The sequence below is a fragment of the Aminobacter aganoensis genome (assembly GCF_014206975.1).
Lineage (GTDB): Bacteria > Pseudomonadota > Alphaproteobacteria > Rhizobiales > Rhizobiaceae > Aminobacter > Aminobacter aganoensis.
The window spans coordinates 80,732-107,378 of record NZ_JACHOU010000004.1; the positions used below are offsets into that span (position 1 = coordinate 80,732).

General features: G+C 63.5%; 24 protein-coding genes and 2 tRNA genes. 15 read left to right on the plus strand and 11 right to left on the minus strand.

The features are described 5' to 3' along the window. Nucleotides 1–48: 48 nt before the first annotated feature. From GGR00_RS11205 to GGR00_RS11220, 4 genes are all read right to left on the minus strand, one after another. Nucleotides 49–993, minus strand: a complete 945-nt coding sequence (locus GGR00_RS11205) for an NUDIX hydrolase (RefSeq protein WP_184699490.1) — start codon at nucleotides 991–993, stop codon at nucleotides 49–51. Nucleotides 994–1,200: 207 nt separating this feature from the next. Further along, entirely contained in the window at nucleotides 1,201–1,974 is a 774-nt protein-coding gene (locus GGR00_RS11210) for a GGDEF domain-containing protein (protein ID WP_184699491.1), read from the minus strand. A gap of 219 nt (nucleotides 1,975–2,193) precedes the next feature. Further along, nucleotides 2,194–4,611, minus strand: coding sequence for a putative bifunctional diguanylate cyclase/phosphodiesterase (locus GGR00_RS11215; protein WP_184699492.1), 2,418 nt, complete (start codon nucleotides 4,609–4,611; stop codon nucleotides 2,194–2,196). Nucleotides 4,612–4,624: 13 nt separating this feature from the next. Then, on the minus strand, nucleotides 4,625–5,101 hold the full coding sequence (locus tag GGR00_RS11220; protein ID WP_377865163.1) for a putative pterin-binding protein: 477 nt from the start codon (nucleotides 5,099–5,101) through the stop codon (nucleotides 4,625–4,627). A gap of 251 nt (nucleotides 5,102–5,352) precedes the next feature. On the opposite strand from GGR00_RS11220, the gene GGR00_RS11225 reads away from it, so the two are divergent. Further along, the gene (locus GGR00_RS11225; RefSeq protein ID WP_055971287.1) at nucleotides 5,353–5,712 is read left to right on the plus strand and encodes a 6-pyruvoyl trahydropterin synthase family protein; all 360 of its coding nucleotides are present in this window, start codon (nucleotides 5,353–5,355) and stop codon (nucleotides 5,710–5,712) included. 289 nt (nucleotides 5,713–6,001) lie between these two features. On the opposite strand, the gene GGR00_RS11230 is transcribed toward GGR00_RS11225, so the two are convergent. Next, a tRNA-Val gene (locus GGR00_RS11230) sits at nucleotides 6,002–6,077 on the minus strand. A gap of 213 nt (nucleotides 6,078–6,290) precedes the next feature. Here GGR00_RS11230 and GGR00_RS11235 point away from each other — a divergent pair. Continuing rightward, a tRNA-Asp gene (locus tag GGR00_RS11235) sits at nucleotides 6,291–6,367 on the plus strand. A gap of 249 nt (nucleotides 6,368–6,616) precedes the next feature. Here the strand turns inward: GGR00_RS11235 and GGR00_RS11240 are convergent. Then, complete coding sequence (locus GGR00_RS11240) at nucleotides 6,617–7,885, minus strand: M23 family metallopeptidase (protein WP_055971284.1); 1,269 nt, start codon at nucleotides 7,883–7,885, stop codon at nucleotides 6,617–6,619. A gap of 383 nt (nucleotides 7,886–8,268) precedes the next feature. After that, nucleotides 8,269–8,736, minus strand: a complete 468-nt coding sequence (locus GGR00_RS11245; protein WP_184699493.1) for a peroxiredoxin — start codon at nucleotides 8,734–8,736, stop codon at nucleotides 8,269–8,271. A 102-nt stretch (nucleotides 8,737–8,838) separates the two neighbouring features. Here GGR00_RS11245 and GGR00_RS11250 point away from each other — a divergent pair, with 102 nt between their 5' ends. Next, complete coding sequence (locus GGR00_RS11250) at nucleotides 8,839–12,243, plus strand: YhdP family protein (protein ID WP_184699576.1); 3,405 nt, start codon at nucleotides 8,839–8,841, stop codon at nucleotides 12,241–12,243. A 63-nt stretch (nucleotides 12,244–12,306) separates the two neighbouring features. Here the strand turns inward: GGR00_RS11250 and tyrS are convergent, their stop codons facing one another. Then, the gene (gene tyrS / locus GGR00_RS11255; protein WP_055971275.1) at nucleotides 12,307–13,560 is read right to left on the minus strand and encodes a tyrosine--tRNA ligase; all 1,254 of its coding nucleotides are present in this window, start codon (nucleotides 13,558–13,560) and stop codon (nucleotides 12,307–12,309) included. Nucleotides 13,561–13,666: 106 nt separating this feature from the next. Between tyrS and GGR00_RS11260 the strand changes: the two genes are divergently transcribed. Together GGR00_RS11260 and GGR00_RS11265 are read left to right on the plus strand one after the other, a co-directional pair. Next, nucleotides 13,667–14,791, plus strand: coding sequence for an anhydro-N-acetylmuramic acid kinase (locus GGR00_RS11260; RefSeq protein ID WP_184699494.1), 1,125 nt, complete (start codon nucleotides 13,667–13,669; stop codon nucleotides 14,789–14,791). Nucleotides 14,792–14,886: 95 nt separating this feature from the next. Then, nucleotides 14,887–16,245: an esterase-like activity of phytase family protein gene (locus GGR00_RS11265; RefSeq protein WP_184699495.1), complete on the plus strand. Its 1,359-nt coding sequence runs from the start codon at nucleotides 14,887–14,889 to the stop codon at nucleotides 16,243–16,245. 91 nt (nucleotides 16,246–16,336) lie between these two features. Here the strand turns inward: GGR00_RS11265 and GGR00_RS11270 are convergent, their stop codons facing one another. Continuing rightward, nucleotides 16,337–16,984: an FMN-binding negative transcriptional regulator gene (locus GGR00_RS11270; RefSeq protein WP_184699496.1), complete on the minus strand. Its 648-nt coding sequence runs from the start codon at nucleotides 16,982–16,984 to the stop codon at nucleotides 16,337–16,339. Between the two features lie 13 nt (nucleotides 16,985–16,997). Further along, nucleotides 16,998–17,672, minus strand: a complete 675-nt coding sequence (locus GGR00_RS11275; protein WP_108608424.1) for an alpha/beta hydrolase — start codon at nucleotides 17,670–17,672, stop codon at nucleotides 16,998–17,000. Between the two features lie 217 nt (nucleotides 17,673–17,889). Here GGR00_RS11275 and GGR00_RS11280 point away from each other — a divergent pair, with 217 nt between their 5' ends. The 10 genes from GGR00_RS11280 to GGR00_RS11325 all read left to right on the plus strand — a co-directional run bounded on the left by GGR00_RS11280 (nucleotide 17,890) and on the right by GGR00_RS11325 (nucleotide 26,201). Continuing rightward, nucleotides 17,890–19,053 (plus strand): cysteine desulfurase family protein, encoded by a 1,164-nt coding sequence (locus tag GGR00_RS11280; protein WP_184699497.1) that lies wholly within the window; start codon nucleotides 17,890–17,892, stop codon nucleotides 19,051–19,053. 173 nt (nucleotides 19,054–19,226) lie between these two features. Continuing rightward, nucleotides 19,227–20,756 (plus strand): Fe-S cluster assembly protein SufB, encoded by a 1,530-nt coding sequence (sufB, locus tag GGR00_RS11285; RefSeq protein WP_184699498.1) that lies wholly within the window; start codon nucleotides 19,227–19,229, stop codon nucleotides 20,754–20,756. Further along, nucleotides 20,756–20,917: a hypothetical protein gene (locus GGR00_RS11290; RefSeq protein WP_184117326.1), complete on the plus strand. Its 162-nt coding sequence runs from the start codon at nucleotides 20,756–20,758 to the stop codon at nucleotides 20,915–20,917. The genes sufB and GGR00_RS11290 overlap by 1 nt, the downstream gene beginning before the upstream one ends. Before the next feature lie 82 nt (nucleotides 20,918–20,999). Continuing rightward, on the plus strand, nucleotides 21,000–21,755 hold the full coding sequence (sufC, locus tag GGR00_RS11295) for a Fe-S cluster assembly ATPase SufC (RefSeq protein ID WP_055971255.1): 756 nt from the start codon (nucleotides 21,000–21,002) through the stop codon (nucleotides 21,753–21,755). Nucleotides 21,756–21,765: 10 nt separating this feature from the next. Continuing rightward, nucleotides 21,766–23,031, plus strand: a complete 1,266-nt coding sequence (sufD, locus tag GGR00_RS11300) for a Fe-S cluster assembly protein SufD (protein ID WP_184699499.1) — start codon at nucleotides 21,766–21,768, stop codon at nucleotides 23,029–23,031. 173 nt (nucleotides 23,032–23,204) lie between these two features. Beyond that, nucleotides 23,205–24,446 (plus strand): cysteine desulfurase, encoded by a 1,242-nt coding sequence (locus tag GGR00_RS11305; protein ID WP_184699500.1) that lies wholly within the window; start codon nucleotides 23,205–23,207, stop codon nucleotides 24,444–24,446. A gap of 5 nt (nucleotides 24,447–24,451) precedes the next feature. Beyond that, complete coding sequence (locus tag GGR00_RS11310) at nucleotides 24,452–24,850, plus strand: SUF system Fe-S cluster assembly protein (protein ID WP_184699501.1); 399 nt, start codon at nucleotides 24,452–24,454, stop codon at nucleotides 24,848–24,850. A gap of 103 nt (nucleotides 24,851–24,953) precedes the next feature. Beyond that, nucleotides 24,954–25,340: a Fe-S cluster assembly scaffold SufA gene (gene sufA / locus GGR00_RS11315; RefSeq protein WP_055971247.1), complete on the plus strand. Its 387-nt coding sequence runs from the start codon at nucleotides 24,954–24,956 to the stop codon at nucleotides 25,338–25,340. Between the two features lie 10 nt (nucleotides 25,341–25,350). After that, nucleotides 25,351–25,890: a DUF2199 domain-containing protein gene (locus tag GGR00_RS11320; RefSeq protein WP_082496401.1), complete on the plus strand. Its 540-nt coding sequence runs from the start codon at nucleotides 25,351–25,353 to the stop codon at nucleotides 25,888–25,890. Continuing rightward, a complete protein-coding gene (locus GGR00_RS11325; protein WP_184699502.1) occupies nucleotides 25,887–26,201 on the plus strand; it encodes a TfoX/Sxy family protein in 315 nt (104 codons plus the stop codon). Before GGR00_RS11320 ends, GGR00_RS11325 begins: the two co-directional genes overlap by 4 nt. On the opposite strand, the gene GGR00_RS28265 is transcribed toward GGR00_RS11325, so the two are convergent. After that, nucleotides 26,202–26,390: a hypothetical protein gene (locus GGR00_RS28265; protein WP_244487756.1), complete on the minus strand. Its 189-nt coding sequence runs from the start codon at nucleotides 26,388–26,390 to the stop codon at nucleotides 26,202–26,204. Nucleotides 26,391–26,647: the final 257 nt, after the last annotated feature.

Sequence of the window (26,647 nt, forward strand, 5' to 3'; positions counted from 1 at the left end):
AGGACATATGCTTAGCATGAGCATAAGTCCTGTCAAGCGGTGATTTTCTTATTTGGTTCCGGCGACCGGGCGATCGTCGAGCACGGCATGGCGGAAACGGAACAGTTTGGCCGGGCGTCCGCCGGTGTCGGCGCTCATTTCGCCAGTCTCCTCGACGAGGTCTTGCTGCTCGATGAGCCGGCGGAAATTCTGCTTGTGGACCGCCACGCCGGCCAGCGCTTCGACCGCGCGCTGCAGTTGCAACAGCGTGAAGGATGGCTGCATCAGTTCGAACACCACGGGACGGTATTTGATCTTGGTCCGGAGGCGGCCGATGCCGGTGGCCAGGATCCGTCTGTGGTCGCCGCTCATCGCCTTGCCGGGAACGGTCGCCGCAATCTTTGCGCCCGCTGCGCGAACCGCTTCGTCGACCAGCCCTGCCTCGTAGAGCAGTTCGTAACGTTGCAGCACCATTTCTTCGTTCCAGTGGCGGTCGTCGAAACCGAAGGCGGCCGCAGCACGGCGCAGGCGGTTCTGTCGCGTGTCCTGCTGCTCGGCCTCGTCGGCCCACTGGCGCAGGCGCGGCACGATGATGTCGCGGATGATTTCAGGTGCGCCGGCGCGATGGTCTTCCCATGGAAAGAACTCGTACCAGTTGCGCCAGCTTCCCGGCGGCGTGCGGTGCGAGGGTTCTTCGCGCGTCAGGCCGAGATAGCTGATCGAGATCACCCGGCCGGCCGGTTCGTCGCTGCCGCGGTCACGGTCGGCAAAGGTGTAGAGCTGTTCGATATAGCCGACCGGATGGCCGGTCTGCTGCTCAACCCAGTTGCGCAGTCCCGATTGCAGCGAGCGGTGGATAAGTTCGAACGGACCGGAGGGCAGGGCGGAGCCATCCTTGACGGTCAGCACCACCGGGTTGCCGTTGGGGGCTGCGACAAGCACCGCGATCAGGTCTGCACTGATCGCGTGACGCTCCGCGGCACTTTCCCTGGTCAACCCTGATGTATCCCGCATTTCGCCCTGGTTGGATTCTTCTGGCGGTGATCGGAAGGCCAGACGGATCAAAGGTCAACACCCCATCGCCTGCAGCAGGCAATGTCATGCTCAACTATTGGCCTGCAGGAGCAAGAAAATCCACACCGCCTGCGAGATTCGCGGATGACGCTGGGGCAGGAGTGCTTTGTCTCAGGGGACAGAAAAAGCCGGCACTTCGGCGGGATGTCAGTGAAGCGAAGGCCGGGAGGGCCAACGACCGTCCGAGAGGCGGGTCGATTCGATGCGGTTGCGGCCTTTTTCCTTGGCGATCTGGATCTGGTGTTCGGCCGCAACAAGCAGGTCGTCGGCGGTAGCCTCCGTCTCGAACAGCACGGCGCCGACGCTGACCGTCAGCGGCCAGTTCGATCCGCTGGGTTCGAAGAGCACTTCGGATACGGCATGCCGGATGCGTTCGGCGACCTTCTCGGCGTTTTCCTTGCTTGCGCCAGGCAGGTAGACGCCGAATTCGTCGCCGCCGATGCGGCCGACCAGGTCACCGCTCCGGACCGTGCTGCGGATGATGCCCGCGATGACGCTGATCGCCTGGTTTCCCGCGCTGTAGCCGATGTGCTCGTTGATCCTTTTCAGATGGTCGATGTCGACCATCAGCAGCGCGCCCTTCCGCCGGCCGGTTCCCGTCGCGAAGACGTCGATCGCAGCCGAGAAAAGCGTTCCGTTGAGACAGGAGGTCAGGCTGTCATGCGCAAGCTCCTGCGCGTATTTCTGCTTCAGCAATGCATTCTCGTGCAGTTTCACGCCCAGCAGGGCAAGCAGCGGCGCGATGAACAGAAGCGGGAGGACGTAGCCGCTCAACAGGCCCGGTCGACCTGCATTGGCATCGCCGGCGAACAATGCCTGCACCGCCCAGGAAATGGCTATGAATGCGAGCGTGCCGGCCACCGTCAGGAGTGTGACCTGGAACCACTTCTGGTTTGGAAATGCACTGAGTTTGCTGAACATCCGTCCCCGCGACTCAAGCTTCTGCTGCCCGATCTCTTCGGCATATCCGACCCGGCAACCCAGAGACAGGCTCATCGGTCATGCATCACAGCTAAGAAGCGGTAAGGTTAACGATCGGTCAATGCCAGCCTGTAGCGCGTAGCAAGCACCACGATCGCGGCAGAAGGGTGGAGGCGAGGGAGGGACATAGCCGCCGTCCTCGCGGGCATGCCCTCCAGCCTAGGCCAGGGTCAGCCTGTCATGTGGCTTTTCGAGATATTTGCGGATCTGGGCTGCCGGCTTCGGCGCGCTGAAAAAGTGTCCCTGAACCGCGTCGCATCCGGTGGCCCGAACGATCAGGAGCTGCTCTTCGGTTTCGACGCCCTCGGCGATGGTGGTGATTTCCAGCGCATGAGCAAGGTTCACGATCGCACTGACGATGGCCATGTGATCCCTGTTGCCGGCGATCTCCGCGATGAACGATCGGTCGATCTTGACCTTGTCGACGGGAAAATTCCTGAGATAGCTGAGCGACGAATAGCCGGTTCCGAAATCATCGAGAGAGATCAGGACGCCGAGGGCATGCAGCCGGTTCAGTGCAAGTAGTGTTTCCTTGCTGTCGTCGAGCAACAGGGATTCCGTGATCTCGAGTTCAAGGCGCTCGGCTGGAAGCCCTGTCATCGCAAGCACGGTGGAAACGGTGTCGACGATGTTCCCCCTTCGGAACTGGCTCGGCGACAGGTTGACGGCGACATTCACTTTGCCCGGCAGGCTCATGGCTTGCCGGCAGGCACCCTCCAGGACCCAGGCGCCAAGCTGCACGATCAGGCCCGTGCTTTCGGCGATGGGGATGAACTCGTCCGGCGTAACGTGACCGCGCTGGCAGCCAGGCCAGCGCAACAGGGCTTCCACGGCCGTGACTGCCTTGCTTTGAAGATTGATGATCGGCTGGAAGGCGAGTTCGAACTCCTTGTCGAAATCGGCCGCTCTCAGGTCGAGTTCGAGCATGCGGCGGCGCTGCAGCCGGTCATCCATCTCCGGCTTGTAGAACTGATAGGTCCCGCGCCCGTCGCTCTTGGCGCGATAGAGCGCAAGGTCCGCGTTCTTCACCAAATCGTCGGGGCCGGTCTTGGTTTCCGATTCGAGCGCGATGCCGATGCTCGCGCCGACCACCACCAGATGCCCGTCGAGCTGGTAAGGCTGTTCGAGTGCCTCGATGAGCCGCCGCGCCACGCGGCCTGCCTCGTCGCGTCCGACCGCCGGCTGGACGATGAGGAACTCGTCGCCGCCAAGGCGGGCCACCACGTCGTCTTCGCGCACGAGGCCTGAAACGCGGGACGCGACCTCGCGCAGCAATGCGTCGCCGATCGGGTGGCCGAGCGTGTCGTTGACGTTCTTGAAATTGTCCAGATCGAGGCAGAGGACGGCAGTGTCCTTCTGGTGGCCATGACTTTGCATGAGGATTTGTTCGAGCCGCTCGCGCAGCAGCAGGCGGTTGGGGAGCCCGGTCAGCGGATCGTGGCGCGCCATGTGGGCGATGCGCTCTTCCGCCTGGTGACGTTCGGTGATGTCCTCATATGTCGCAACCCAGCCGCCTCGCTCCATCGGCTGGTGGCTCACCGAGATGATGCGGCCATCGGTCAGCTTCTGCAGCAGGATGCCGGGCTTGCGGTTGTCGATCAGCTGCTGCTGCTTCCAATAGGCCAGTTCGGCGCTCTGCTGCGTCGAGCTACCCGCCTTGATCGAGCTCAGCTTGAGCTCTTCCGGCGTCGTTCCGGGCGGCAGGCTTTCCGGGGGGACGCCATACATGGTGGCGAACTTGCCATTGCTGACGATCAGCCGCTGGTCCGCATCGAACATGCAAAGCCCGTGCGACATGTTGCTCAAGGCCGCGTCGAACAGGCCGTTCTGGGTCGCCAGCGCATGGTTGGCTTCAAGCACCGCGGCGTTCGCACCCTCCAGGTCCTTTGAAGTGCGGCGCAGGTCGGCGTTCACAGTGTTGAGCGCGTCGTAAGTATGGGTCAGCAGGCGATTGTGCCATCCGAGCAGGCCGATAAAGGCCAGGCTGCACAGGAAGAAGCCGACCGCGACGGCGGAGAAATTGCCGTGCAGCCGCAGCAGTTCGTTGTCGACCTTGGCCATCTGGATGGCGCTGTACTGGTTGGCCTCGGAGGCGAGGCCGATGAGGTCCGTTTCCAGCGGTGCCATCGAACGCACCGCCGATCGCGCGACCTCTGGCTCGCCGATGCGGGCCATCATGGCGTCCAGTTCCTTGAGCAATTCGGACAGCCGCCTGACCGTATCCTCCCGCTCGGGCGCCTCACTCACGAAGGTCTGGAATTGACCGCTGGTGAACAGGTTGAGCCGGCTCTTGAGGATGTCGAACCGAAGTTGCACGTCGGCTTTGAGAGGTTCGCCCCCGGACGCCGCGAGCGCGGTGAGGCGCTGCGACAGCCGCAGATATTCGTTCATCCCCTGGCTCGCGCTCCACGCCACATCATATCGCGAGATCTTGCCGATCGATGCCTGGCGTTCGTAGATCACGAGCGACAGATATGCTGCGGCAATGGCGAAGGCGGCGATGGTTCCGATCAGGAGTGTCTTGAGCAGGTGAAATGCGAACGCGCGGCGGGAACCAGGCGCAAACAAGGAACCCATGGCATTGGGTTCCCTACCGCACGATCAGGCGGGCAAGCTGCCATACCGAGCGCGAATAGAATTGCTGGCTCTGCAGCTCGGGATTGCTGTCGTAGGGGTAGACGATGAAGAGCGGGCCCTTGTCGCTGACGGGCATGTACTGACCGTCGCGCTTGAGCGCGAGCAGCACGCCATGTTCGGCGAAATCCTTGAGCGGCAGCGTCGTGCTGTAGTCGTTGAGCGCCACAGCGACGACCTCGTTGCCGTCGGCCCCGACCAGCTTCATGATCTTGTCGAGCGGCACGCCTTCGAATTTCACCTTGCCGGTAAACCACGGTGTCATCGTCTCGAATGACGTGACGCCGAGCTCCTCAAGCATTTCGCGGTCGAACTGGGCCTTGCCGTCGGCATTGGTCACGCTGATCTTGCCTTCGATGGTCAGGATCGGGGTGCCTTTGGGAGCGGCCAGTTTTCCGTCTTGGGCGAGGGCGGGCGAGAGCGCCATGAGCATGATCGACGACGCGACCGCCAGGGCGCGGATGAGTGAAGACGGAACGTGGTACATGGCGCGCTTTCCTTGGTGCTGTCGTGCTGTCCAGATGGTGCCTGAGCGCGCTGAACAACGTATTAATAGAATGCGAATTTCCTAATGTGCCGCAACCCGGAAGTCGAGGCATGCGCTTTATCCGGTTTGACCGGTAGGGCGTCCGGTGGCAGATTGCGCGCGAGCTTAAAATAGAATTCAGATGGATACGACTGCCAATGGTTGAGACGTTCAAGGAGTTTACTTTCGAGGCAGCGCATCAATTGCCGCCATTTTCAGGGCTCCACGGTCATTCGTTTCGGGTCAGCATCCATTTGGTTGGCGCTCCCGATCCGGTTTTCGGCTGGCCGGCCAATCTCTACGAGGTGGAAAAGCGAATCGAAATCGTTCGCAAGACCCTCGACCACACCTATCTCAATGACATCGAGGGGCTTGCCGTCCCGTCGATCGAGAACATAGCGCGCTGGATCTGGGAGCAGATGGAGAATCACTTCCCGCAGCTCGATCGCGTCGCCGTCGCGCGCGGCGCGGACGGCCAGGCCGAAGGCACCGTCTATCGCGGCAGGCTGGCGAACTAAGGATCGCGCATTGCGAAGCGCCGTCTTGCGGCGGCAGCCTTGATCAAGGCACACATGGCAGGCCGCTCCTTGTCGGCCTGCCATGGCTCTTTCCGGCCGTCGCACGGCGGTGGGTGCCATCAGGTGCTATTGCGGCTGCAGCGGCCGCCAATCGAACTCACCCTTGAACAGTATTGAACGTGTCTGGCGGATCGCGTCCGCGACCGCATCTTGCGCGGTATTGCCCATGGCAGTTTGCCGAACGTCTCGCTCGGCTGCTCCGAAAACAGCAGCAATTTCAGGGGAGGTATGGTGGGCGATGACGGGCTCGAACCGCCGACATCTTCGGTGTAAACGAAGCGCTCTACCAACTGAGCTAATCGCCCCAACCGCGCGGAGCAATAAGCGGTTCATCCTTGATCTGCAAGTTCAAATGCATGCCGCAAGGGCAGGCAAGTGCGTCCAGAAGCCGGGTTTCCGGTGTCTTGAAAAATAGACGGCGAAGATTGTCGATTATCTCTTCGATGTCGCTTGACACCTAACAGCGAACGCCGTAATTCACCGCCAACGACGCGGCGCCCAGCGCCAACGTCCAGAGCGCGGGTGTAGCTCAGTCGGTTAGAGTGCCGGCCTGTCACGCCGGAGGTCGCGGGTTCGAGCCCCGTCACTCGCGCCAGTTTTTCAAGGGCTTAGGCCCTTTTCCTAATCCTCCGTATTGACCGACTTTGAGCCCTGGTGATGCAGGGCACGCATGGCGAAGCAAGCTGCAAGGCGCCGCTTCTGGCGACCATTCAGCCGCGAATCGCAGCCACGACAACCCATCCGATGGCTTTGTAAGAGAGCGCCGCCCGTTCGCGCAGGGTGCGACGCAGCTTGGTGCCTCAGGAGTCGGCTACCCTCGAATCGGATTCGATTCGGCTCTCGATCAGAGATACTGGCCGAGCTTCTTGCCTGCCTTGATGAAACGCAGCGGATCGATGGCATCGCCGCCGCGGCGCACTTCATAATGCAGGTGCGGGCCGGTCGAGCGGCCGCTGCTGCCGACTTCGCCGATCTCGTCGCCGGCGACGACCTTCTGGTCGGGCGCCACCAGCACCTTGCTCAGATGCGCGTAGCGCGTGACGAAGCCGTCGCCATGGTCGATCTCTACCATGCGCCCGTAGCCGCCGTTCCAGCCGGCCTTGGTGACGACGCCGGCGGCCGTGGCGCGTGCCTGTGAGCCGTAGGGCGCGCGAAAGTCCATGCCCGAATGCAGCGCCGGCGTGCCGATCAGCGGATCCTTGCGGACGCCGAAGCTGCTCGAGATCGAATAGCCGGGGGCGGGGTTGGCCAGCGGCAGCTTGCGCGCCTGCGTCTTGATCCGGTCGAGCGTATCGAGGGCTTCGTCGAGTTCCTTGACCTTGCTGTCGAACGCCATCGGATTGTCGAGCGCGACGAGCGGGCCTCCGACGCCCGATTGTCCAAGATCGGCATCGACCGGCAGTCCGGCCCCTTCCAGCGTTTCTGAAATGGCGTCGGCGGTCTGGTAGGCATTCTCGGCCAGCGTGCCGATGCGCTGGACCTGCTCGTCCTCGATGCTGCGCAGCGATTTGTTGATCGCGACGAACAGCTTGTCAGCCCGGTCGGCGCGGCTTTCGCTGTCGGGTGTGATCGACCTCGTCGACCAGAAGGAGAAGGGGCGCATCGCTTCGCTTGTGGCGGCGAGGGCCAGCGTGTCGGCTGCTTCGATCGTCTTGCCGGTCAGGCTCGCCCGTTCGTCCGGTGTCTTGGCGGGCGCCACGGGCTCGGCCACGACCGATGCCCGATCCAGGACCTGTCCCAGCCGCCCGTTGCGCTCGCTGAGCTGCGACTGCCGCGCCATCAGTTCGCTGACCTTCGTCTCCATCAGTTGCTGGTCGAGCAACTGCCGGCTGGTAATGCGGTCGACCTGGGCGCGAAGCGCCGAGATTCGATCCTCATAGGCATGCTGCATGCGCGCCTGGCGGGCCGTGGTGGCGCCGATGAGATCGTCGCGCAAGACGAGATAGGATGTCGCAAGGAGATAGCCGACCGCGACGGCGGCCAGCGCCGAGCCTGCGGCCGCGGCGACCCAGGGGCGCACCGTGAAATGCCGGATCTCGTTGCCGCGCGCGATGATGACCGTGTGCGGTTCCTTGCGCCGGCCAAAAACGGCGGCCTGATTTGCTGCTTTCACCGGACCGAACTCTCATCAAGAGACAGTGACGGTCCGATTACACATTATTAGGGTTAACAAAGCTTTGCGCGCATGGCGCCCGGTCGACCGCATTCGCAGAAAGACAAATCAAGCTCGCCTGCAAATGCAGGCGGGCTTTCGAGATTTATCAAAGATAGAAGAGGCACATTGGCGCCGTCATGGCCGCGATACAAAGAATTGACACGCACTAACGCCGGATGTTCATTTGCTTTAGCGCAGGAAGAGCCAAAGCAGGATGATGATGGGGATCGGAATACCGATCATCCAGAGGATGATGCTGCGGAACATCTTGTTTCTCCCGTCGATTGCGTCCTGTCTGCAACGCCGGGAGAAGGGATCGGTTCCGCGGCAGGCGATATTCGCTAGAGCGCCTTCACCGCCTCGAGAACCTCTGCGGCATGGCCCGGCACCTTCACCTTGCGCCAGATGCGCGCGATCTTGCCATCAGCACCAATCAGGAAGGTCGAGCGCTCGACGCCCATGTATTTGCGGCCATACATGCTCTTTTCGGTCCACACGCCATAGGCTGCGAGCGCCTTTCGCTCTTCGTCGGCCACCAGGTCGATGCCAATTTGGTGCTTGGCCTTGAATTTGTCGTGTTTCTTGGCGCTGTCGGGCGACATTCCGATGACGACCGCTCCGGCCTTCTCGAACTGCGGCTTGAGCTGGGTGAAATCGATGGCCTGGGCCGTACAGCCGCTCGTATCGTCCTTGGGGTAGAAATAAAGGACAACCGGTTTGCCGGCGAGGTCGGAAAGCGTCAGAATACCGCCGCCGTCGCGCGGCAGAGCGAATTGCGGGGCGGTTTGGCCGGTCTCGAGTTCAGACATATCGATACCCTTGTTTGAAGTTACGGGTGAGCTCGCAAGGATGTCAGGTTATTAATGCCGGACGTGGATTCGTTCACGACCGAAACGACTACGGGACATCGCGTGGTTCAGGAAGTGCCCCGGCACGAGAAAATCCGGTTCAGGCGCGACGAGATCACCGATCTCGGCGCAATGCCTTCGGCTGCCGGCCAGGAGCTGGCTCGCGAGCGTCCTTCGTTGCGGCGCCGCGCCGGCCATTGCTTGTTTGCCGCGGTGGCCGTGCTTGGCTCGCTGATCCTGCTCGTCATCATTGCCATCGAAGCCCTCAGCTATTCCGGCGTCGGCCAGGATAGGATGCGGGCCGAGGCGGAGCGGGCGATCGAAGGTCTGGCCGGGGTCGATGTCGATGTCTCGATGGGCCAGGTGCGGCTGGCGCTCGACGGCTTCAGGCTGATTGCGGTCGAGGTTCCCGATGTTCGCCTGAAGCGCGCCGACGGCAAGCCGATGGCCGAAGCCGGCATGATGCGGTTTGGCATACGGTTGTTGCCGCTGCTGTCGGGCGACGTGCGCCTCGGCAACGCCATGATCTCCGAGGCCCGCATCGTCGTCGACGCCATGCCGGAGACCGGCGGCACCGATTGGAGCGCCGTGCTGCGCAATCGGGACGGGCTGATCGATCCGCAGAAACTGTTGGACGAGACCTTCCACGGCGTGCGTCGCGGCTTCGAGGCGGTTCAGTACGACGCTATGCGCGAGATCGCGCTGGCCGATGTCGAATTCGTGCTGCCCTCGGGCGGGGAGGTCAATGTCGTTCGCGTCGTTGACGCCTCGCTCGCCAAGACGCGATCGGGCGAGCTGAGGATCGGCGCCAATTTTGACGTCGACGGTCGCGATGTCGCGCTTTCGGCGGCAGCCACGCGCGCAGCCGGCGCCGATCGCATCGCGGCCCTCGACGCCACCGTATCGATGATCGACCCCTATGCCGGAAAGACCGACATACCCGCTGCCAAGGCGAGCCGCATCGGCTCCGCCGATCTTGTCATCACCGGCAGCGAAGGGGCGGGCGACGACGTTTCCGAGCTGGTCGCCAAGGGCTCGATCGGCAAGTCGACGCTCGATCTCAAGGAGCGCGGCCAGCTTGTCGGCGACATTGCCATCGATCTGCGGCTGGCCGACGGACTGGACAAGCTCGACATTCGCCGCCTGCTCGTCACCACCGACCGCTCGACCTTCGATTTCAACGGCGGTCTCGGGCCGCGCCCGGCGACGGGCAAGGTCGGCGACAACCCTGCCTATCGCTTCGAACTGATGAGCCGGGAGTCGCGGCTGGCGCCGGGCGAATCGCCTGAGCCTGCCGTAAGCTTCCTGGCCCGCGTCGCCGGCAGCTATGACATCGTGACCAGGACGCTCGCTGCCGAGCAGATCGGCTTGAAGTCGGGTCCCGGCGGCGAGGCGATCGGCAAGGCGTCGGTGCAGTTCGTGGAGGGCAAGGCGCCGGGCATCTTCCTCGCATTCAATGTCCACGACATGTCGGTCGCCCATGTGAAGCAGCTTTGGCCGTGGTTTTCGGCGCGCAATGCCCGGCTTTGGGTGCTGCAGAACCTGTTCGGCGGGCGCGTCGTCGACGGCAACGTCCAGTTCAGCGTGCGGCCCGACCGTCTCGGCAATGGCGTGCCGCTCACTTCCCAGGAGGTCTTCGGCCGCTTCGAGATAGACGGTTCGCGTTTCGACACCGCAGGCCTCATTCCGCCGATCCGCGATGCCAAGGGCGTCGTCGAGTTCCATGGCAACGACGTCGACGTGGCGCTGTCCTCGGGCACGGTCTTCATGCCCAGCGGCCGCACGGTGGCGGCGAGCAATGGCACGCTGAAGGTCGTCAAGGCCAACGTCATGCCGGTGATCGGCTCGCTCGACATCGATGTCGCCGGCAGCGCGGATGCCGTTGCCGAACTCGCCTCCTACGAGCCGATCAACGCCATGCGCCATGTCGGCATCCTGCCGGAGGAGTTGACGGGCGACGTCACCGGCAACGTCAAGGCCGACATTCCGCTGACCAAGGGCATCGACACCGACACGCTCGATTGGACCGTGGCGCTGGACTACGAGGACCTGTCGGTCGCCAAGCCGCTCGACGGCCAGAAGCTTTCGGACGCGAAGGGCACCATCACGGTCACGCCCAGCAAGGCCGTTATCGCCGCCGACGGCAAGCTCAATGGCGTCCCTGCCGAACTGAACCTCGTCGAGCCGCTGCGCGACAAGGACATCGAGAAGGAACGCAACGTCCAGTTCGTGCTCGACGACAAGGCGCGCAACGCGCTCGTTCCCGGCCTGTCGGACATGCTGTCGGGCACCATCAAGGTCGATGTCGAGCAACTCGACAAGGGCAGGCGCAACATCGATGCCGACCTGACCGCCGCGCGGCTGGACCTCCCCTGGGTCGGCTGGAGCAAGGGGCCGGGCATTCCGGCCAAGGTTTCGTTCACGATGGATACCGAGGGCGAGCGCTCGACGCTGTCCGACTTCGGCCTGACCGGAAAGACCTTCAGCATCAGCGGCGACGTCTCGCTCGCCAATGGCAGCTTGACCTCGGCGCGCTTCGGCCAGGCGCGGCTCAATCGCGGCGACGATGTCGACGTCAGCATCAAGCGGTCCGGCAAGGGTTTTGCGGTTCAGGTGAAGGGCAATTCGCTCGATGCGCGCGCCTTGATCAAGCAGTTCATGTCCGACACCGACTCGGCCACCAAATCGGCGGGAACGGGCGCCGTGTCGGTCACGGCAAATGTCGGAACACTGGTCGGTTTCAGCGGCGAGAAGCTGTCCAACGTCACGCTCGAATATTCCGGCTCGGGGTCCAAGGTCGGTGGCCTAAAGGTCAATGCGACGGCAAATTCGGGCGGTCTGATAACCGTCAGCAACGCCCTGCAGGGCCAGGGCAGGCGGCTCGATGTCCGTTCGGCCGATGCCGGTGCCATCCTGCGCTTCCTCGACGTCTATGCGCGCATGCAGGGCGGCAGCCTGGCGCTGGCGCTCGAGTCGTCGGGCAATGGCCCGCTCAAGGGCCAGGTCGACGTGCGCGAATTCTGGGTCGTCGACGAGCCGCGTCTCGCCTCCATCGTTTCCAGCAAGCCTGCCGGCGACAACCGCAGCCTCAACCAGGCGGTGCGCAAGGACATCGATACCTCGCGCGTCAAGTTCGAGCGCGGTTTCGCCCAGATCGACAAGCGCGAGAAATACCTGGCGCTGGAAAACGGCGTGCTGCGCGGGCCGCTGATCGGCACCACCTTCCAGGGCGTGCTCTACGACCAGCAGGGACATATGAACATGACCGGCACCTTCATGCCGGCCTATGGCCTCAACCGCCTGTTTGGCGAGCTGCCGCTGGTCGGCGTCATCCTCGGCAATGGCCGCGACCGCGGCCTGATCGGCGTCACCTACAAGCTCTCTGGCGACGCCAACACGCCCAAGCTGCACGTCAATCCGCTGTCGGTGATCGCCCCCGGCATCTTCCGGGCCATCTTCGAGTACTGAGCACCTGCGGACATGAAAATGGCCGGCAATGCCGGCCATTTCTGTTCCATGACGTGCGGACGGTCAGGCCGGGCGCACCAGGATGTGCTTCTTCTTGCCGAGCGACAGCTTGACCACGGCCTCCGGCGTCAGGTCGGCGGTAGTGACTGCGCGGCGCTCGTCATTGACCGGCTGGTCGTTGATGCGCACGGCACCGCCCTGGACGTGCCGGCGGGCCTCGCCGTTCGACGCGGCAAGCCCGGCACGCACCACCAGTGACAAAAGGCCGATGCCGGCCTTCAGCTCGTCGCCCCCAACCTCCACCGTTGGCAGGGTCTCGGCCAATGCGCCTTCCTCGAAGGTTTTCCGCGCGGTCTCGGCCGACTGCTCGGCGGCTTCGCGGCCGTGCAGCATCGCCGTCACTTCGGTCGCCAGCACCTTCTTGGCGTCGTTGATCTCCGAACCGCCCAACGCTGCCAGCCGTGCGATCTCGTCCATCGGCATCGCCGTGTAGAGCTTCAGGAAACGCTCGACATCGGCGTCCTCGGTGTTGCGCCAGTACTGCCAGAAATCATACGGGCTCAGCATGTCGGCATTGAGCCACACCGCGCCATTCATCGACTTGCCCATCTTGGCGCCCGACGAGGTGGTCAGGAGCGGCGAGGTCAGCGCATAGAGCTGCGGCGTGCCGAGGCGGTGGCCAAGGTCGATGCCGTTGACGATGTTGCCCCACTGGTCGGAGCCGCCCATCTGCAGGCGCAGGCCGTAGCGCTTGTTGAGTTCGACGAAGTCGTAGGCCTGCAGGATCATGTAGTTGAATTCGAGGAACGACAGCGATTGCTCGCGGTCCAGGCGCTGCTTGACGGAATCGAAGCTCAGCATCCGGTTGACCGAGAAGTGCTGGCCGACGTCGCGCAGGAACTCGAGATAGTTGAGCGGCAAAAGCCACTCGGCATTGTTGACCATCATCGCATCGCGGGGGCCGTCGCCGAAGGTCAGGTAGTTGGAAAACACCCGCTTGATGCCGTCGATGTTCGACTGGATCGTCTCGGGCGTCATAAGCTTGCGCGCCTCGTCCTTGAACGAGGGATCGCCGACCATGCCGGTGCCGCCGCCCATCAGCGGGACGGGGCGATGGCCTGTCTTCTGCATCCAGTACAACATCATGATCTGGATCAGGCCGCCGGCATGCAGGCTCGATGCCGTTGGATCGAAGCCGATATAGGCCGACACGGTTTCCTTGCAGAACAGGTCGTCGAGGCCGGCGTCATCCGAAGTCTGGTGGATGAAGCCGCGCTCGGAAAGGGTGCGCAGGAAATCGGATTTGAAGCCGGACATGGTGCTTTCTCTTGGCGGACGATTGGGATCGGACGATCCGGCATTGGATCGGCGAAGCTGGGGCTTTAGCATCTGAAGCCTTGGAATCACAAGGACGGCGGACCTCATGGCGCTTCTGACAGCCATTGGATTGATGAGCGGCACCTCGATGGACGGCATCGACCTCGCCATACTGCGCAGCGACGGCGCCAATGTGCTTGAATTCGGCCCGTCCATGGCGGTGGCCTACGATGCCGCCTTTCGTCGCCGCATCGAGGCTTCGCTGGAAACGGCAAAGGCGATCGTCCGTCGCGAGGACCGCCCCGGCGACCTTCGCGATCTCGAACGCGAAATCACCATGCGCCACGCCGCGGCGGTCAAGGATTTCATCCGTTCTCTGCCCTCCAAATGGCAAGAACCGGACCTCATCGGCTTCCACGGCCAGACCGTGCTGCATCGTCCGCATCTCGGCCTCACCGTCCAGCTTGGCGACGGTGCGCTGCTTGCCCGCGAGGCCGGTTTCCCTGTCGTCTACGACATGCGCGCCAACGACATGATCCATGGCGGGCAGGGTGCGCCGCTGGTTCCTGCCTATCACGCAGCGCTTGCCCGGTCGCTGCCCGAGCCCTACGCCACGATGAAGCCGGCGGTGTTCGTCAATGTCGGCGGCATCTCCAACATCACCTATGTGCCTGCGTCGGGCGACCCCGTTGCCTTCGACACCGGTCCCGGCAACACGTTGATCGACCAGTGGGTTAGCCGCGAGGGCGGCGTGCCCTACGATGCCGGTGGCACCATCGCCAGCGAGGGCGGCGTGGTGGCCGAGGTCGTCGCGCGCTATCTCGACAATCCGTTCTTCGGTAAATCGGGGCCGAAATCGCTCGACCGCAACGATTTCACGCTCGCCCTGGCCGAAGGCCTGGAACTGGCCGACGGCGCCCGCACGCTGGCCAATGTCTCGGCCGAGGCGATCCTGAAGTCTGTCGAACATTTGCCGGAACCGCCAAGGCTCTGGATCGTCTGCGGCGGCGGCCGCAAGAACCCGCACATCGTCGGCGATCTTCGTCTGGGCGCCGAAAAGGCCGCAGCCGAGGTGATCGTCGCCGAGGATGCCGGTCTCGACGGCGATGCGACGGAAGCCGAGGCCTGGGCCTATCTGGCTGTTCGCTCGGCTCTGGGGCTGCCCTTGACCTTCCCGACGACGACCGGCTGCCGCGCCCCCGTCAGTGGCGGCGTCCGCGCCGACCCCTGATCCGGGCGGGTCATCAAAGTTTCATTCAGGCGTCACCGGGCCGACATGGCGCGCTCCTAGCAGGGGCACGTCAGTTCAACCAACCGAGGTCCACCATGCGACGCTCTCTCCATCTGGCTGCAGCCGTTCTCGCGATTTCCACCGCCGCCGCCCTCGCGGACGGCACGGAGTTCAAGGCAACGCTTGCCGGCCATGCGATCCTGCCCGCCAACACCATCATAGCGGCGCCCGAAAACGCGCCCGAGCACCTGCGCACCTCGGGCAAGTTCACCACGCCGGACCGCAACCGCGCCGAAGGCCTGGGCTCCGTTCCGGGCAAGGATGGCGTGCGCACGACGGGTCTCTCGCTGCCCTTCGACGGCCAGCCGGTGCAGGGCTTTTCGGGCATCAAGGCGGTTGGCGACGGCACGTTCTGGTCGCTGTCCGACAACGGCTTCGGCGCCAAGCTCAATTCGACCGACGTGGCCCTGATGCTGCACCACATCTCGTTCGACTGGGACAAGGGCACGATGAACCGCATCAAGACCCTGTTCCTCACTGATCCGGACCGCAAGGCGCCGTTCCCGATCGTGCTCGAAGGTTCCGACACCCGCTTTCTCACTGGCGCCGATTTCGACGTCGAATCGATCCAGCCGGTCGCCGACGGTTTCTGGGTCGGCGAGGAATTCGGTCCCTACCTGTTGAAATTCGACCTCGACGGCAGGCTGACCGACGTCATTGCGACCGCCGTCGAAGGCGAGCCGGTGCGTTCGCCCGATCACCCGACGCTGACGCTGCCGGGCAACCCCACCGCCAAGAACCCCACCTTCAACCTCAAGCGCTCGGGCGGTTATGAAGGCCTGGCGATGTCGAAGGACGGCGCCAGGCTCTACGGCCTCCTCGAAGGTCCGCGCTACATGGCCGATGATTCCGTCGAGACGGTTGATGGCAAGACCGCGCTTCGTGTCATCGAGTTTGACGCCGCCCAGAAGGAGTGGACCGGCCGCAGCTGGCTCTATCCGCTGGCCGACGGTGGCGAGGCCATCGGCGACTTCAACATGATCAGCGAAACCGAAGCGCTGGTCATCGAGCGCGACAACGGTGCCGGGACCGCGGACAAGGCTTGCGCCGATGCCAACGATCCCAAGCCGGATTGTTTCGCCAGGCCGGCCAAGGTCAAGCGCATCTACAAGATCGAGATGACCGACGACAACGTCGGCAAGGCCGTGCGCAAGGTCGGCTACATCGACCTGATGAAGATCGCCGATCCCGACAACAAGAAGCGCCTGGGCGGCGGCGAGGGCTTCTACGACATGCCCTTCGTCACCATCGAAAATGTCGACCTCGTCGACGACAGCCACATCGTCGTCGGCAACGACAACAACCTGCCGTTCTCGGCCGGCCGTTCCCTGGTCAAGGCTGACGACAATGAGTTCGTGCTGCTGGAAGTCGGCGCGTTCCTGAAGGCCAGGTAAGGGACGTCTCGACGTGGCGGGCGGCCACCGGCCGTCCGTCATTTCTGAATGAGGTCGCTGCAGCTGAAGTCACGTTGTTCGAGACCAGCGGCTATTCGCCCGTCAGCCCGCCATATTGCCGGACCAGTTGCGCCATGCTGTCGTCCGCGCCCTGGTCCGCTTCCAGTCCCGTGGCCACGCCTGCGCGGTCGCCTACCGGCCGGTTCTGGCTGACCTTCCATTTGCCGTCGATGCTGGCAATGTCGATCTCGAGCCCGACGATGCCCTTGATCTGGGCGTCGATGTAGGCCTGGGGCGCGTCGGTCACCTGCCAGGGCTCGGCGCGGCCGGCCTCGTGCGTCGCCGTGAGCGTGGCAACCTGGGCGGCGAGCCATCCCTTGTCCTCGATCACCCGCACCGTGCCGCGCACCTGGACCATTGCGTAGTTCCAGGTCGGCACCACCTTGCCGGTTTCGCGCTTGGTCTCGTACCAGGATGGCGTGATGTAGCTTTCGGCGCCCTGGAACACCACCAGCACAGGCTCGGCCATCTCGGCCAGCTGCCGCCATTGCGGGTTGGCGCGCGCCAGGTGCGCCTGCAGCCTGCCGTTCGGCCCGACATCGGCGTCGAGCAGGAACGGCAGCGGGTTGGCGACCGGGCCTTCCGATCCGTTGCAGACCAGAAGGCCGAGCGGGTGGCTGCGGATCAGCGTATGCAGCACGTCCAGCCTGGTCTCGCGAAACAGGGGCGGCTGGTACATGCGGGGTGGTCCCTTAGCGGAGGCGCTTCGGACGCGGATCCGAAAGCTCGCCGGCGAGACGCCGGTCGAGATATTCGGCGCATTCGTCGATCACCATCTCCGGATCGTTGCCGAAGAAGTGGTTGGCGCCGGTCAGCGTCTTCTGGGTGATGGTGATACCCTTCTGCGTATGCAGCTTGTCGACCAGGCCCTGCACGTCCTTGGGCGGGGCCACCTTGTCGGCGTCGCCATGGATGATCAGGCCGGACGAAGGGCAGGGCGCCAGGAACGAGAAGTCATAGGTGTTGGGCTGCGGTGCCACCGAGATGAAGCCTTCGATCTCCGGGCGGCGCATCAGCAGCTGCATGCCGATCCATGCGCCGAAGGAATAGCCGGCGACCCAGCAGCTCTTCGAATCGGGATGCAGCGACTGCACCCAGTCGAGCGCGGCTGCCGCGTCCGAAAGCTCGCCGGTGCCGTGGTCGAACTCTCCCTGGCTGCGGCCGATGCCGCGGAAATTGAAGCGCAGCGTGGTGAAGTCGCGCTTCTGGAACATATAAAAGAGGTCGTACACGATCTTGTTGTTCATCGTGCCGCCGAACTGGGGGTGCGGGTGCAGGATGATGGCGATCGGCGCGTTCTTTTCCTTGGACGGCTGGTAACGACCTTCCAGGCGACCCGCCGGACCGGTGAAAATGACCTCTGGCATAGAATACTCCACTTGACGCAAAGCCGATGAAACAATCCTGTTCCAGCCTTGACGCGGGGGACGCGTCTTCATAGAAGCTAGTTTAGAACTGTTCAAAACTGGGTGGCGAGGCCACCTGTTTGGCAAAGCGGGTAGATAGGACGGCTCGCCTTGGAATTTCAAGGAAATTGCGCGTCCCCACACCCAAACGTGATTTGACAGGGCAGATTGTACGGAAATGGCCGGATCGCGCGCCTATCTCGACCACAACGCCAGTGCGCCGCTGCTGCCCGCAGCGCGTGCGGCCGTGGTTGCAGCGCTCGACGTCGTCGCCAATCCGTCGTCCGTGCACAGTGAAGGCCGGGCCGCCCGCAGGATCATCGAGGATGCCAGGCGCGATGTCGCCGCGCTCGTCGGCGCCCAGCCCGGGCATGTCGTCTTCACCTCGGGCGCCACAGAGGCTGCAACGACGCTGCTTTCGCCGGACTGGCGCATGGGCCGTGGTGCGGTCCGCATGTCGCGTCTCTTCGTCACCGAAGCCGACCATCCTTGCGTGCTGAACGGCGGGCGCTTTCCCGCCGAGCGGATCGCGCGGCTGGGTGTCGACGCCAACGGCATCATCGATCTTGTTGCCTTGGAGGGAGCACTTGCCGCCCACGACAAGTCCGAGGGCCTGCCGCTGGTGGCGATCCATGCCGCCAACAACGAGACCGGCGTCATCCAGCCCGTTCGTGCCATTTCCGAACTGGTCAAGGCTGCCGGCGGCGTGCTGGTGCTCGACGCGGTCCAGGCGGCCGGGCGCATTCCTCTCGACATGTCAGAGGGTTACGCCGACTACCTGATTCTCTCCTCGCACAAGATCGGCGGTTCCAAGGGCGCCGGTGCGATCGTCGCCTTCGCCGACCTGATGATGCCGGCGCCGCTCGTCACCGGTGGCGGCCAGGAGAAGGGCCATCGCGGCGGCACCGAAAACCTGCCGGCCATCGCCGGCTTTGGTGCTGCTGCGCGCGAAGCGCTGGCGGGCCTTGCCGAAATCGAGCGGGTGCGCACCGTGCGCGACGGCATCGAGGCAGCGATCATGCGGCTTGCCCCCGATGCCGAAATCTTCGGAAAGGCCGTCGAACGGCTTGCCAATACGACATTCTTCGCTATTCCGGGCGTCAAGGCCGAGACGGCGCAGATCGCCTTCGATCTCGCGGGCGTCGCGCTCTCGGCCGGCTCCGCCTGCTCGTCGGGCAAGGTCGGTCCCAGCCATGTGCTGAAAGCCATGGGTTATGCCGACAATCTCGGTGCCCTGCGTGTCTCGATCGGAAGGCAGACGACCGGGGCGGACGTGGAAAAATTCGAAACGGCCCTTGCCGCGCTCCTGGCGCGCCGCACGGATCGTACGCAGGCCGCCTGAAAGGGTGGCAAATTTGGCCCAAGGGCCAGTGAACGGGTGTGTCAGGGGCGCCGCAAGGCGGCCTTCCGGGTGAATTCCCGGACGGAATGCACTATATGGAACTTACGCCGCTCCAGCGGTGCCATAGTTTGAAAACTGTCGGGCCTTGACCCCGGCGTGGATGGAGAACGCTTATGCCTGCTGTGCAGGAAACGATCGAGCAGGTCCGCAAGATCGATGTGGACCAGTACAAATACGGATTCGAGACCGAGATCGAGACTGAAAAGGCTCCCAAGGGCCTGAACGAAGACATCATTCGTTTCATCTCGAACAAGAAGAACGAACCGGAATGGATGCTCGAATGGCGCCTGGAAGCGTTCCGCCGCTGGCTGACGCTCGAAGAGCCGACCTGGGCGCGCGTCGACTATCCCAAGATCGACTTCCAGGACATCTACTATTACGCCGCGCCGAAGAACCAGTCGGGCCCCAAGTCGCTCGACGAGGTCGATCCCGAGATTCTCAAGGTCTATGAGAAGCTCGGCATCCCGCTGCGCGAGCAGGAAATCCTCGCCGGCGTCCAGAAGGAAGCGGCACCTGTCGGCGACCTGTCCGAAGACGAGCCGGGCGACAACGTCTACAAGTCGGGCCGCGTCGCCGTCGACGCCGTGTTCGACTCGATCTCGGTCGTCACCACCTTCAAGGAAGAGCTGGCCAAGGCCGGCGTCATGTTCTGCTCGATCTCGGAAGCCATCCGCGAGCATCCCGAGCTGATCAAGAAGTACCTCGGCTCGGTCGTGCCGACTTCCGACAACTATTATGCGACGCTGAATTCGGCCGTATTCACCGATGGCTCCTTCGTCTTCGTGCCCAAGGGCGTGCGTTGCCCGATGGAACTGTCGACCTATTTCCGCATCAACGAGAAGAACACCGGCCAGTTCGAGCGCACGCTGATCATCGCCGAGGAGGGGGCCTACGTCTCTTATCTCGAGGGCTGCACCGCACCCCAGCGCGACGAGAACCAACTCCACGCCGCCGTGGTCGAGCTGGTCGCGCTCGACGATGCCGAGATCAAGTATTCAACCGTCCAGAACTGGTACCCGGGCGATGCCCAGGGCAAGGGCGGCATCTACAACTTCGTCACCAAGCGCGGCGACTGCCGTGGCGACCGGTCGAAGATCTCTTGGACCCAGGTCGAGACCGGTTCGGCCATCACCTGGAAGTACCCGTCCTGCATCCTGCGCGGCGACGACAGCCGCGGCGAGTTCTACTCGATCGCCGTGTCCAACGGCTACCAGCAGATCGATTCGGGCACCAAGATGATCCACCTCGGCAAGAACACGTCGAGCCGCATCATCTCCAAGGGCATTGCTGCCGGCAATTCGCAAAACACCTATCGCGGCCAGGTCTCGGCTCACCGCAAGGCGACCAACGCCCGTAACTTCACCCAGTGCGACTCGTTGCTGATCGGCAACCAGTGCGGCGCGCACACCGTGCCTTACATCGAAGCCAAGAACGCCACGGCCCAGTTCGAGCACGAGGCGACGACCTCGAAGATCTCCGACGACCAGAAGTTCTACGTCATGCAGCGCGGCATTCCCGAGGAGGAAGCCATCGCGCTGATCGTCAACGGCTTCGTCAAGGAAGTCATCCAGGAACTGCCGATGGAGTTTGCCGTCGAGGCGCAGAAGCTCATCGGCATCAGCCTCGAGGGGAGCGTCGGCTGATGGATCCGGTCACGATGGTCTTCTACGCGGTCGTCTGCGGCGGACTTGCGGCGGCTGCGCCGTCGTTTCAGTCGCGTGCTGCACGGCTTGTCGTGGGAACCATCACCGGCATCGTTGCCGCAAGCCTTTTGCCGCTGCTGCGCCGTGTGTTCGGGATCTGAGAATTCCGTGCCGCGCCGGCAACGTCATTGACAGGAATTGCGCCGCCCGCTCGGCGCCAGATGTGAAGAAAGCTGAAGAAAAATGCTTGAGATCAAGAACCTGCATGCCCGCATCGCCGAGAGCGGCACCGAGATCATCCGCGGCCTCAACCTGACCGTGAAGGCCGGCGAAGTCGCTGCCATCATGGGCCCTAACGGCTCGGGCAAGTCGACGCTGTCCTACATCCTCGCCGGCCGCGACGACTACGAGGTCACCGAGGGCGACATTCTCTACAACGGCGAGTCGATCCTTGAGATGGACCCCGCCGAGCGCGCCGCCAAGGGCCTGTTCCTGGCCTTCCAGTATCCGATGGAGATACCGGGCGTCGCCACCATGGAGTTCCTCAAGGTCGCGATGAACTCGCAGCGCAAGGCGCGTGGCGAGGAGCCGCTCAAGGTGCCTGAATTCATCAAGCGCGTGAAGGACGCCGCCGGCACGCTCGAGATGGACTTCAACATGCTCAAGCGTCCGGTCAATGTCGGCTTCTCCGGCGGCGAAAAGAAGCGCGCCGAGATCCTGCAGATGAAGCTGCTGGAGCCGAAGCTGTGCGTCCTCGACGAGACCGACTCCGGCCTCGACATCGACGCGCTCAAGATCGTCTCCGACGGCGTCAACGCCCTGCGTTCGCCCGACCGCGCCATCATCGTCATCACCCACTACCAGCGCCTGCTCGACCACATCGTGCCGGATACCGTCCACGTCCTCTACAAGGGCCAGGTCATCAAGTCGGGCGACAAGTCGCTGGCGCTCGAACTCGAAGAGAACGGCTACGCCGGGATCATCGAAGAGGCTGCTTGAGGTGTCGGTCATGAACATGCGAGCTGAAATACAGCGGACCCCGGCGGAGGCGGCGATCGTCGATGCCTTCGGCGAGCGGCTGTCGCTGCTGCCCGGCGACGGAGCGATCATGGTCAAGCGCGACGATGCGATCGAGCAGATCAAGGCAGGCCTGCCGACCCGCCGGGTCGAATCCTGGCACTACACCGACCTGCGTCGCCTTCTGGCTTCCGTGCCGGCCTTCGATGCCAGCGCCGAAGCCAAGGCGATTGCGCCCCTGCTCGAAGGCTCGACCCTGCTTTCGATCGTCAACGGCGTTTCGTCGGCCACGCCGGATTTGGAAGGCGTGTCGTTCCAGCGCCTCGGCGACAAGCTCGTCGATGGCAGCTACGCGCCGGCGCTGGTCACCTATGGCAGCGACGACGCTGTCGGTGCGCTCAACACGGCCTTCGTTGCAGACGGCTACTTCGTCGACATCGAAGCGGGTACTCAGCTTGAGAAGCCGATCGAGCTGCAGAACATCCAGGCCGGTGGCCAGAGCCATGTGCGCCTGCCGGTGCGTGTCGGCGCCGGCTCCAAGGCCATCATCGTCGAACGCCAGACGGGCGAGGGCGTAGGCCTTGTCAGTTCCGTCAGCCAGTTGCTGCTCGGCGATGATGCCGAGGTGCTGTGGCTGATCGTCCAGGACCAGCCGGAGACGGCGACCCATCTCGCCCAGTTCAAGGCCGAACTCGGCAAGAACGCCAGGCTCACGCTGTTCGTCATGAACGCTGGCGGCAAGCTCGTGCGCCAGGAGGTCATCGTCAAGGCCAATGGCGAAGGCGCCGACTTCAAGCTGCGCGGCGTCAACCTGCTTGCCGGCGACAGTCATGTCGACGTCACCATGGTGCTCGACCATGCGGTGCCGCACACCACCTCGACCGAAGTCGTGCGCAACGTCGTCACCGGCCGCGCCAAGGGTGTGTTCCAGGGCCGCATCAACGTGCACCAGATCGCCCAGAAGACCGACGCCCGCATGGCCTGCAACACGCTGCTGCTGTCTGACGACGGCGAGTTCTCGACCAAGCCGGAGCTGGAGATTTTCGCCGACGACGTCGCCTGCGGCCATGGCGCCACCGTCACCGAGATCGACCGCAACCACCTGTTCTACCTGATGGCGCGCGGCGTCGACGAAAAGACAGCCCGCGGCCTTCTGGTGCGGGCGTTCCTGGCCGAAGTCATCGAGGAGCTCGAGGACGAAACGGTCGTCGATCCGCTGGAAGAGCTGCTGGGCAACTGGTTTGCGACGCATGGGTAACGGTTGAGGGGCGCGAGCAGCACCCCTCAACCGACCTCGCTCCGCTCGGCCACCTTCTCCCGCAAGGGGAGAAGGGACCGCGCCCGCCTTCTCCCCTTGTGGGAGAAGGGATTGGCTCGAAGCGCCAAGACGGATGAGGGGTGTTGGAAGAAACGTGGCTTAGAGAAGACGCGATGGACAAGAAAGTCGAAGACAGCACCTATGACGTCGAGGCGATCCGCCGCGACTTCCCGATCCTGTCGCGCGAGGTCTACGGCAAGCCGCTCGTCTATCTCGACAACGGCGCCTCGGCCCAGAAGCCGCAGGTCGTGATCGACACCATCGCCAACGCCTATTCCAATGAATACGCCAACGTTCACCGCGGCCTGCATTATCTCTCCAATGCCGCGACCGACGCCTATGAGAAGGCGCGCGAGAGCGTGCGCCGCTTCCTCAACGCGCCCAGCGTCGACCAGATCGTCTTCACCTCCAACGCCACTTCGGCGATCAACACCGTCGCCTATGGCTATGGCATGCCGAACATCGGTGAGGGCGACGAGATCGTGCTGTCGATCATGGAGCACCACTCCAACATCGTGCCGTGGCACTTCATCAGGGAGCGCCAGGGCGCCAGGCTGGTCTGGGTACCGGTCGACGATCTCGGCGCCTTCCACATCGAGGAATTCGAAAAGCGCCTGACCGGTCGCACGAAACTGGTCGCCGTCACGCACATGTCGAACGCGCTCGGCACGGTCACGCCGATCAAGGAGATTTGCCGCATCGCGCATGCGCGCGGCATCCCGGTCTTGGTCGATGGCAGCCAGAGTGCCGTCCACATGCCGATCGACGTGCAGGACCTCGATTGTGACTTCTTCGTCATGACCGGCCACAAGCTCTACGGCCCTTCGGGCATCGGCGTGCTCTACGGCAAGCGCGAACTGCTTGAGCGCATGCGTCCCTTCCAGGGCGGCGGCGAGATGATCGTCGAGGTCACCGAGGACATCGTCACCTACAACGAGCCGCCGCACCGCTTCGAGGCCGGCACGCCCCCGATCGTCCAGGCCATCGGCCTGGGTGCCGCGCTCGACTACATGGACAGCATCGGCCGCGAGCGCATCGCGGCGCACGAGGAGATGCTGCGCGACTATGCCCATGAACGACTGCGCGCCATCAATTCGCTGCGCATCTTCGGCGACGCGCCCGGCAAGGGTGCCATCGTCTCGTTCGAGCTGCAGGGCATCCACGCCCATGACGTGTCGATGGTCATCGACCGCCAGGGCGTCGCCGTGCGCGCCGGCACGCATTGCGCCCAGCCGCTGTTGAAACGCTTCGGCGTAACCTCCACATGCAGGGCGTCCTTTGCCATGTACAATACGAAGGCCGAGATCGACGTCCTGGCCGAAGCGCTTGAAAAAGCGCGCAAATTCTTCGGGTGAGCACCATGGAAGACGTTATCGCCGCCACAGTTGACGACACCGCGCCGGAAACGGCCGGCAAGGGCATCGTTTCAGCCTCGGCCATTCCGGCTGATGAGCTGGCGCGCCTGACCGACGACATCGTTTCGGCGTTGAAAACGGTCTACGACCCGGAAATCCCCGCCGACATTTATGAGCTCGGCCTCATCTACAAGATCGACATCGAGGACGACCGCACCGTCAGGATCGACATGACGCTGACCGCGCCGGGCTGCCCGGTAGCAGGCGAAATGCCCGGCTGGGTGCAGAACGCCGTCGGCGCCGTCGAAGGCGTGTCGGGCGTCGAGGTCACCATGACCTTCGACCCGCCATGGACCCCCGACCGCATGTCGGAAGAGGCCCAGGTCGCGGTGGGCTGGTACTAGGCCACTGTTTGGTGAGGCTTGCACGAAGAAGCAATCTTCACCATCTTAGCTTTGGAATGAGTCATTCCGCGGGCCTTGAACCCGTCGACGAATGGAGACTGGAATGGGACGCTTCGCCGTCATCTCAATGACCGACAGGGCCGCCGAGCGCGTGCGCGAGATCATGGCCACCCGCGAGAATGCGCGAGGGATTCGCCTCGGCATCAAGAAGGGTGGCTGCGCGGGCATGGAATACACGGTCGACCTGGTGACCGAGCCGAACCCCAAGGACGACCACATCGAGCGCGACGGCGCCCATGTCTATGTCGCGCCTGAGGCGGCACTGTTCCTCTTCGGCACGCAGATGGATTTCGAGGTCACGACGCTGCGCACCGGCTTCACCTTTTCCAACCCGAACCAGAGTTCTGCCTGCGGTTGCGGCGAATCCGTCGAACTGAAGCCCGCCGATCTCAAGGCGCTCGCCGAAGCACGCGCGCAAAGCCCGGCCTAGAAGCAAGCCGATGAGCGCCGAAGCCTATCGCTGGCGGTGCTCATGTTGCAGCGAAGAACATGTCGGCCTGCCGATGGACATGATGTTCGGCGAGCCTGTCGACTGGGACTCGCTTGACGATGCGACGCGGGCGGCGTCGAACCTCGATGATGATTTCTGCGAGGTGCGCTATTCGACCGGCGAGGTCGATCGCTTCATCCGCTGCCTTCTGCCGTTGCCAGTGCCGAACCTCTCGACAGAATTCCGCCTCGGCGTCTGGATGTCGTTGTCGGAGCGCAGTTGGGATATCTACAGAGAGGGTTTTGTCTCCGGCGCCTACGCCGAGGAAGGCTGCTTCGGCTACCTCATGCACGACGTGCCGGGGTTTCCCAGTTCGCTGTTTCTCAACGCCGATGTCTGGTTCCAGCCGGAGCGGCTTCGCCCGCGCGTCGCGCTTCATGAAACGCATCATCCGCTGTACATGGCTCAGTGTGTCGGTATCTCGCCATCGCAGGTCAAGCGTTGGGCGATGTTGATGCACGAGACACATGGCAAGGAGGATCGCCAATGAGCGACGAAGCCATCCGCGAGACCTTCTCCGGCCTTGGCGAGGTCACCATCCGCAAGATGTTCGGCGGCAAGGGTATCTACCATGATGGCCTGATCGTCGGCGTCGAGGTGCGCGGCGAAATCCTGCTCAAGGCGGACGCCGTGAGCGCGCCCGATTTCGAGGCGGCTGGTGCTGCGCGCTGGACCGATGCCGGCGGGCGGCCGGTCAACATGCCCTACTGGACCATCCCCGAAAGCGCTGTCGACGACCCCGACGAAATGGCCGGGTGGGCGCGCAAGGCCTTCGAGGCGGCACTGCGCAGCAAGAAGTAGTCACATCGCGCCGGGCGGTACGAAGAAGCAGTTCTCGTGCTCTTCGGTCGGATGCAGGCAGATATGATAGTCGCCGTCGCCCGAGGGTATTTCCGAGCCGTAAGGTACGAAATAGCGGTTGCGGTGCGTCACCTTGGGGTGATCGCCAGGTTCCAGCACGATAGACCAGCCGCCGCCATTCTCCTTCACCGCCTTTTCGGGAATGGTCCGGCACTCGCCATGTTCGACGTCGCCATGGCAGCAGGCCGGCGGATAAGTCCAGCCGGTAGCCGCCCTGTGCGCCGATGAAGGGGCGATTGTGATGAAAAATGCTGGCAGTGCGAGCAGGGTCGCGCAACAGCATGCGGCTGGCTGCAACCTGGCATATCGGCAACGCCCGCCAATGCCGGACATCACTCAGCTCCGATGATGCCGCCGGTCAATTCCGGACGGCTGGCCGCGCTGCA

What these genes read in the sequence shown, in the direction of transcription:
- GGR00_RS11205 (WP_184699490.1), bottom strand. Translation starts at nt 993, where the DNA reads ATGCGGGATACATCAGGGTTGACCAGGGAAAGTGCCGCGGAGCGTCAC.
- GGR00_RS11210 (WP_184699491.1), bottom strand. Translation starts at nt 1,974, where the DNA reads ATGTTCAGCAAACTCAGTGCATTTCCAAACCAGAAGTGGTTCCAGGTC.
- GGR00_RS11215 (WP_184699492.1), bottom strand. Translation starts at nt 4,611, where the DNA reads ATGGGTTCCTTGTTTGCGCCTGGTTCCCGCCGCGCGTTCGCATTTCAC.
- GGR00_RS11220 (WP_377865163.1), bottom strand. Translation starts at nt 5,101, where the DNA reads ATGCTCATGGCGCTCTCGCCCGCCCTCGCCCAAGACGGAAAACTGGCC.
- GGR00_RS11225 (WP_055971287.1), top strand. Translation starts at nt 5,353, where the DNA reads ATGGTTGAGACGTTCAAGGAGTTTACTTTCGAGGCAGCGCATCAATTG.
- GGR00_RS11245 (WP_184699493.1), bottom strand. Translation starts at nt 8,736, where the DNA reads ATGTCTGAACTCGAGACCGGCCAAACCGCCCCGCAATTCGCTCTGCCG.
- tyrS (WP_055971275.1), bottom strand. Translation starts at nt 13,560, where the DNA reads ATGTCCGGCTTCAAATCCGATTTCCTGCGCACCCTTTCCGAGCGCGGC.
- GGR00_RS11260 (WP_184699494.1), top strand. Translation starts at nt 13,667, where the DNA reads ATGGCGCTTCTGACAGCCATTGGATTGATGAGCGGCACCTCGATGGAC.
- GGR00_RS11265 (WP_184699495.1), top strand. Translation starts at nt 14,887, where the DNA reads ATGCGACGCTCTCTCCATCTGGCTGCAGCCGTTCTCGCGATTTCCACC.
- GGR00_RS11270 (WP_184699496.1), bottom strand. Translation starts at nt 16,984, where the DNA reads ATGTACCAGCCGCCCCTGTTTCGCGAGACCAGGCTGGACGTGCTGCAT.
- GGR00_RS11275 (WP_108608424.1), bottom strand. Translation starts at nt 17,672, where the DNA reads ATGCCAGAGGTCATTTTCACCGGTCCGGCGGGTCGCCTGGAAGGTCGT.
- GGR00_RS11280 (WP_184699497.1), top strand. Translation starts at nt 17,890, where the DNA reads ATGGCCGGATCGCGCGCCTATCTCGACCACAACGCCAGTGCGCCGCTG.
- sufB (WP_184699498.1), top strand. Translation starts at nt 19,227, where the DNA reads ATGCCTGCTGTGCAGGAAACGATCGAGCAGGTCCGCAAGATCGATGTG.
- GGR00_RS11290 (WP_184117326.1), top strand. Translation starts at nt 20,756, where the DNA reads ATGGATCCGGTCACGATGGTCTTCTACGCGGTCGTCTGCGGCGGACTT.
- sufC (WP_055971255.1), top strand. Translation starts at nt 21,000, where the DNA reads ATGCTTGAGATCAAGAACCTGCATGCCCGCATCGCCGAGAGCGGCACC.
- sufD (WP_184699499.1), top strand. Translation starts at nt 21,766, where the DNA reads ATGAACATGCGAGCTGAAATACAGCGGACCCCGGCGGAGGCGGCGATC.
- GGR00_RS11305 (WP_184699500.1), top strand. Translation starts at nt 23,205, where the DNA reads ATGGACAAGAAAGTCGAAGACAGCACCTATGACGTCGAGGCGATCCGC.
- GGR00_RS11310 (WP_184699501.1), top strand. Translation starts at nt 24,452, where the DNA reads ATGGAAGACGTTATCGCCGCCACAGTTGACGACACCGCGCCGGAAACG.
- sufA (WP_055971247.1), top strand. Translation starts at nt 24,954, where the DNA reads ATGGGACGCTTCGCCGTCATCTCAATGACCGACAGGGCCGCCGAGCGC.
- GGR00_RS11320 (WP_082496401.1), top strand. Translation starts at nt 25,351, where the DNA reads ATGAGCGCCGAAGCCTATCGCTGGCGGTGCTCATGTTGCAGCGAAGAA.
- GGR00_RS11325 (WP_184699502.1), top strand. Translation starts at nt 25,887, where the DNA reads ATGAGCGACGAAGCCATCCGCGAGACCTTCTCCGGCCTTGGCGAGGTC.